This is a genomic window from Accumulibacter sp., assembly GCF_036625275.1.
Classification (GTDB): Bacteria; Pseudomonadota; Gammaproteobacteria; order Burkholderiales; family Rhodocyclaceae; genus Accumulibacter.
Window position 1 is genome coordinate 1 of the sequence record NZ_JAZKUD010000140.1, and the last position, 6,388, is coordinate 6,388.

The window sequence follows — 6,388 nt, forward strand, 5'->3', positions numbered from 1 at the left end:
CGGCCGAGAGGTCGAGGTCGAGGGCTGCGGTCGCCGCCAGCGCGGTGAGCAACTGCTCCTTCTGGGCCTGGGCCTGGTAGATCGTCATGTCCTCGAGAAGGGCGAGGCGGGCGGCGGGGGCGGGCATAACAGCTCCTTGCGGGTAGGGTGGTTTCAGAAAAGTTCGACGTTCGACGGTTTGCTGGCCGGCGCCGGCGCAGCGCGGGCAGTGCGCGTCTTACGGGTGGCGGCGGGCGGGCGCGGGCTATGCGCGGGGCCGATCGCCTGGCGGTGGACGTCGCGCTGCTGGTCCATGACATAGTTCGAGAACTGCTGCTCCATCTGCCGGGCGAGCGGTTCGATGCGCGTTTCGTGGTTGCCCTGGGCGCTGCTTTCAATGGCTCCGGCGAGCGCTTCGGCGTGCGTGTCGAGGCGTTCGAGGCCGTGGACCACCTGTTCGATCTGCTGGCGCGTCACGTCCTGGAACTGCACGCTGGCCAGGGCTTCCATGAACATCGTGGCGAGCTTGCCGCTGCTCGCGGTGATGGTGTCGAGAAGCTGCCGTTCGCGCGCTGTCAGGCGCTCGTAGCTGGCCCCGAGGGCGGCGAGCTGCTGCGCGAAACGTTCGAGACTGTCGCGTTCCTCGGTGAGGTGCGAGTGGGCGAGCTTGTCCTTGAACTGGCGCTCGATGATCCGAGTGACGGCGATGATGCCGTCGTTGATCTTCTTGACCGCGGCTTCGGTTTCGTGCGAGAGCTTCCTCACCTCGTCGGCGACGACCGCGAAACCACGTCCGGCCTCGCCGGCGCGGGCGGCCTCGATGGCCGCGTTGAGCGCCAGCAGGTTGGTCTGGCCGGCAATGTGCCGGATCAGGTCGACCAGGGTCTGCAGCGAGCGGGCTTCCTGGATCGCTTCGGCACCGTGCCGCTCGTCGGCGGCGGTCTCTTCGACGCGTTGGGCGATGAAGGCTTCGAGCTTGTCGATCAGTTGGCGATTGCCGGCGATCTGCGCTTCGGATTCGTTCGCCATGGCCTGCGATTCGGCGGCGGCGCCGGCGACGAACTGGTTCAGGTCGGTGACCACCTCGTCGATCGTCTGCAGCCGGGAGGTGACATCGTAGGCGGCCTGTTCGGTCTGCTCGACGACGCTCTGCAACTGCCCGACGAGGACCCGGTTGAAGCGCGGGATCTCCCGCAGCTCGGGCAGGGCGACGCGCTGGCAGACCTGCTGCGCCGGGCAGCGCGGGCGTTCGTCCCGGAGCGTTTCGTCGAGGCCCTGGTGGGCGTCGTGGTACAGGAGCCGCGAGATCGCCTGCTGAAGGCCGAGAAACAGCAGCAGGCCGAGCAGGATCATCAGGGTGTCACGGCTGCGGTCGCCCAGACCGAAGGTCTGGTTCAGGAGATCGACGTAGCCCGCGTGCAGGAGCCAGGCCACGATCAGCAGCACGACGGTCGCGGCCAGTCCGGTCAGCAGCGAACGCCGGCGGTACTGGTCATGGGATGGGCCGGGGGGAGGGGTCATCGTCTCGGCCTAGCGGATGACCAGCTTGATGGTGTTGAGCAGGTCGTCGGCGGTCGCCGGTTTGACGATCCAGCCCGAAGCGCCGGCGGCCTTGGCTTCTGCCTTGCGGCTTTGCTGCGATTCGGTGGTCAGGAAGAGAATCGGCAGGAACTTGTAGGCGGGCAGCGTGCGCACCTGCTTGATCAGCTCGATGCCGTTCATGCCGGGCATGTTCAGGTCGGTGATCAGGAGGTCGACCTTGACCCCGGCCTTGAACTTCTTCAAGGCTTCGTCGGCATTCGACGCTTTCTCGACGGCAAAGCCGGCCTTGCCGAGGATGCTCGAGACGCTGAGCAGGATGGTTGCCGAATCATCGACCAGAAAAATGGTTTTTGCCATGGGGAAGCTTTTTCCTGTGTGGAATGGACGCGCCATGGGTGCAAATGCCGGGGTGGGGCGGATACCTACGTCAGCTCTATGTACTCTTCTTGGTTGATGAGCTGATGGTCAGTACTGCCACCGATCACGTGCGAACATCCCCTATAACGGCGCGCAGTGGTCAAACTTGAGTCCGGCAGGGACGATTTTTTCGCTGCTCCGGACTCTCGCTTTGCTTAATGTGAAAGTCGCGTCAGCGACTCACGAACCTCCCCTCCCCTCGCGGGGGAGAGGGAAACGGTCATGACTTTCATGACCGGGGGTGCCTGGAAAAGTCATGACCGTTAGAGTCGCCAGAACACGATATCCGGATTCAGTTTCCCGGTATTTGACGACATCCAGACCGGCGAGATCGAGGATGCTGATCGGCATGATTTTCGGTGTCCATCCAATCGTACTCGGCATGCAAGGGATGATCCTAGATTCCTCAGTTGAAGCCAGGAATGGCAGCTAAGTTGCTATGAAGATTGGATTTTTCGAACGTCTCCAGGACACCCAAAAGGAACTGTGGCGCAGTCACAAAAAACGGCCGAAAACCCTTTCCAATCATGGCGTTCACCAGATCCGGTCAAGGCCCAATAGATGAATCTAGGATGATGCTTTTCGGCTAGCGATGTTCGGATCGTTCGACGGCGGGTTGATGAGTGGAGCAGTCATGCTTTGCTGCGCAAAGGCCGGTCGGATGTAGTCCCACAAGGGGATTTCCTTCGGCCATGGTGCAGCAGACGGTCCCACCCTTGCGGGGCGTCGCCTTCGATGTGCACGCCGGCATCCAGAGAGAAATCGCCTCCGTGCTCGCTTTGTCGGCGACCGAGAGGCGAGTGGCTACTTATGGGTAGTAGCCGGCACAGATCGCCAGATCGGCGGCTTTCTTGCAGTAGGTGACCTTATTTTCGACAGCCCCCGATACGGGGTTCTTGTACCGATAGCTGACTGTGGCCTCTCCGCGTGCATTCACGCCACTGATGGCCTCCTTGCGCCAGAGCTTGCCGTCCGCATCGGGCATCTCCAGGGTATTCTTGCCGATCAACTTGCTGTTGATCGGGTGGGCAACGACGGTACCCGTCAGGTCGAAAGCAAACGCATAGATCTCGCCCTTGACGAAGCGGCCTTTGGGATTGCTGAGTTCAGCCAGCGTCGCCGTCTTGTCCTTGGTAGCCGCAGCCGCGGCGTCGTTGACGAACTTCGTCGCGTCTTCCTTTTCGCCGGCCCAGGCGTGAACAGCGAAAAGAAGGGATGCGGCAACGGTGGGGAAAAACCATTTCATGGCAGGAGTCTCCTGGTTAGGACGGAACCGGACAACCGGGGCAGCGCTGGGCGTCTCGATGAACGTCAATTAGATCAAACGGGGCGGCCATGATAGCCTGAGTCGTCGTCAGGGAACAACCATGGCTGATCCACCGGATGCGCATGGAAATCCACCCGGTCACCATCGCGTTACTTGCATTTCAGTCCGATAGTTGCAGGCGGCACATTGTCAGCAGGGCCGCCGTCACCAGCTCCCGCGCAAGACAAAGCGACCGCCGCCGGGATTTTCCGGTCATTACGCCCTTCGCCCCCGGCAATTGACTTGACTTCAGCGGCTTATGCTCATCCGGGTGATTAACCGCGTCAATAGACAAGGTTTGAGACATTGTTGCGTTTGCCAGGTGCGAACGAATCAAACCTTGAAGCGCCCGACCGTCGACTGCAGCCCTTGTGCCAGCGATTCGAGCGACTGCGAGGCGTTTGCCGCTTTCTCCACCGCGCGACTGTTTTCCTGCGCCATCGAGGCCATCGCGTCGATGGTGTCGGCCACCTGGCGACTGCTGTGCCGATGCTCGTCCGCAGCGCTGGCAATGCCGTCGATGCCGCTGCCGACGGCGCTCACCGAGCCGTTGAGCAGGTCGGCGATGCTGCCGATGGTCGCCTGGCTGGTCACGATGTGTGCCAGCCCGTCGCTGATCGCACGCTGCAAGGCCGTCGATTGAGTGGCCAACTCCGGCGTGATGCGGTCGATCTCCTGCGCGGCGAGCGCCGATTTCTCGGACAGCTTGCGGACCTCGTCGGCAACGACGGAAAAACCGCGCCCGGCTTCACCGGCCCGCGCGGCCTCGATCGCCGCATTCAGCGCCAGCATCCCGGTCTGGTTGGCGATGTCCTTGACCGCTTGCGTCATGCGGCTGATGCGGTCCTTGCTGCGCACGAAATCGTTGATCGATTCGGCCATCAGGGACACCGTCGCGGCGATGCGGTCCATCTCCCCGAGCAACCGCGTCAGGCTGCCGTGACCCTCCTGTGCGCGGCGCAGACTGTCCTGCGACTGCTGGTGCACCTGCTCGGCGCTCTCGGCGATGGCGGCGATGCTATGCAACATGTCCTCCATCGCCGCGGCGGCCTGCGATGATTGTTCCGTCTGGAGTTGCGAGCCTTCGGCGACCTGTCGGGCGGCCTGCGAGAGTTCCCTGGCCTCGCTGGAAACGCGGCGCGCGGAATCGTCGACATGCTGCACCAGGCGGCAGAAGTTCTCCATCATTTCATTGAAGATTGCCGACGCCTGGCCGATTTCGTCCTTGCCGCGAACCGGCAGGCGGCGGGTCAGGTCGCCTTCGCCATGGGCGATGTCGCGCAGGCCGAGTGCGAGGTTTTCGAGCGGGTTGGTGACGAAATGGCGGGTCAGGAACCAGATCATCAACAGCAGCAGCACGCTGAGCACCGCGGCGACCGCGGCGATCCTGAGGCGGAAGCCCGACACTGCCTGCTCGACGGTATCGAGCGAGACCTTCATGCTGACCACCCCGAGCACTGTCCCGTCGGCGACCTGATGGCACAGGATGCAGTCCTTGCCGAGATAGTTTTTCGCCGCTCTGGTCGGCGTCACCACGTGCAGGTAGGAGCCGGCGGCGTCGCTTTCCGCCGCGACATAGGGCTGGCCGCTACGCATCACCTGCTGCTCGATGGCGTCGAGTGGGCGTGTCGCCTTGCTGTCCGGGCCGAAAACCCTGGTCACCGCTTCCGAACGTGCCACCTGCAGATCCTTGATGATCGACAACTGCTTGATCTGTTCGAGAAAAACCTCGCGCTGCCCGATCGTGCCGGTGATCATCATGCCGGTCAGGCCAGCCATCGTCATTTCGTGGATGCTGCCGGCAAAGTCCTGCGCCTGCCGGATCGCGGTATCGCGGTTGACCGCGCTTTGCCAGGCAATCATGCCGGCCCAGGCAAGCACGAACACCGACCAGATGGTGGCCGTCAGGCGCAGCCAGATCTTCCAGTTGGACATGAGAAAGGGCCCCTCCAAGGCCATGGTCGCTATTATCCGGCCGAACGCGCCGACGGCATCGGGAGCCGTGCCATGCCTTCCTTCCGTCGGTCGCCGGAAAAAACTCGCGATTCTGCCACTGCCGGCATTTGCGCGCAGCAGGAATTTGCCATTTCCTTAGAGAGTGTTGACTAAATCGTCCTGCGCGGGTAGACGTCGCTATTCCTTTCCCGATGAGCTGAGACGATGCCTCCTCTTACAGTCTATCCTAGCGACCTTACCGACGCACAATGGGCCGTGATTTTTCCCCTACTGAACCGTACGGGACAACGGGGGAGGCCACAAGCCTATGATTTACGCAGGGTGTTCAATGCATGCGTCTACGTGGTAAACACGGGCTGCCCATGGCGTAGCCTGCCGAAGGATGCCTACCCGCCTTGGCCTGGCGTCTACAAACACTTTCGGATCTGGGTCAAGGGGGCGGTGTTTGAACGGGTGACCTTGGTCCTCAACCGCGAGGTCAGGAAACTCGCCAAGCGAAATGAGACCCCGAGCACCGTGATGGCCGATGCCCATAGCCTGAAAAGCCGGCACGGAGGCGAGGCGATTGGCTTCGACGGCAACCAGAAGGTGCGTGGTCGCAAGAACCCACTGATGAGCGATACCCTGGGTCTGCTGTGGGGCGTGCATCCCCACGCGGCCAACCTCAGTGACACCCAGGAAGTCGTCCGGTCGCTCAATGACGCTTTGCAGACGATAGAGACCGTCGAGCGCGTCTACTTCGACCTGGGCTACTCAGGCACGGGCGTGTCCCACGTAGAAGAAGAGCTTTTGCTTCAAGCCGTTATCCCGGATCGGGGTCTGGGCACGAAGTCGGTGGCCTTTAAGCCAGCACCCGTGAGATGGCGTATCGAGCGCACCGTCGCTTGGGTGACGCGCTTCCGGCGACTCGCCAACAGCTTCGAGCGAACCGTGACGTCTTGCAAGGGTTTCGCATGGCTGGCCGGATGTCTCATCGTCTTGGGCAAGCGGGTGGGCGGGCGTCAGTGGCAAAAAAGAAGATCCGCCCCACAGCCGCAACGGCGCCGTGAATTGTTCAACACTCTCTAGGTTCTGTTGATACATCACCGCAGCCAGATGAGGGCGGAGACGAAGCGCAACATGCCCATGTAGTTGCGGGAGGTTTTTTCATAGCGTGAGAAAATCCTCCGGTAATGTTTGATTTTGTTG

General features: G+C 62.0%; 5 protein-coding genes. 1 reads left to right on the forward strand and 4 read right to left on the reverse strand.

Annotated elements, in window-relative coordinates; all coding sequences use genetic code 11:
- Nucleotides 1–153: 153 nt before the first annotated feature.
- The 4 genes from V5B39_RS21230 to V5B39_RS21245 form a co-directional block, all read right to left on the reverse strand.
- Nucleotides 154–1,500, reverse strand: coding sequence for a methyl-accepting chemotaxis protein (locus tag V5B39_RS21230; RefSeq protein WP_332344820.1), 1,347 nt, complete (start codon nucleotides 1,498–1,500; stop codon nucleotides 154–156).
- 9 nt (nucleotides 1,501–1,509) lie between these two features.
- Complete coding sequence (locus V5B39_RS21235; RefSeq protein WP_034951443.1) at nucleotides 1,510–1,878, reverse strand: response regulator; 369 nt, start codon at nucleotides 1,876–1,878, stop codon at nucleotides 1,510–1,512.
- An 868-nt stretch (nucleotides 1,879–2,746) separates the two neighbouring features.
- Nucleotides 2,747–3,184, reverse strand: coding sequence for a cache domain-containing protein (locus tag V5B39_RS21240; RefSeq protein ID WP_332344821.1), 438 nt, complete (start codon nucleotides 3,182–3,184; stop codon nucleotides 2,747–2,749).
- Nucleotides 3,185–3,577: 393 nt separating this feature from the next.
- Complete coding sequence (locus V5B39_RS21245) at nucleotides 3,578–5,179, reverse strand: methyl-accepting chemotaxis protein (protein WP_332344822.1); 1,602 nt, start codon at nucleotides 5,177–5,179, stop codon at nucleotides 3,578–3,580.
- A gap of 225 nt (nucleotides 5,180–5,404) precedes the next feature.
- Here V5B39_RS21245 and V5B39_RS21250 point away from each other — a divergent pair, with 225 nt between their 5' ends.
- The gene (locus tag V5B39_RS21250) at nucleotides 5,405–6,268 is read left to right on the forward strand and encodes an IS5 family transposase (protein WP_332344823.1); all 864 of its coding nucleotides are present in this window, start codon (nucleotides 5,405–5,407) and stop codon (nucleotides 6,266–6,268) included.
- Nucleotides 6,269–6,388 lie beyond the last annotated feature (120 nt).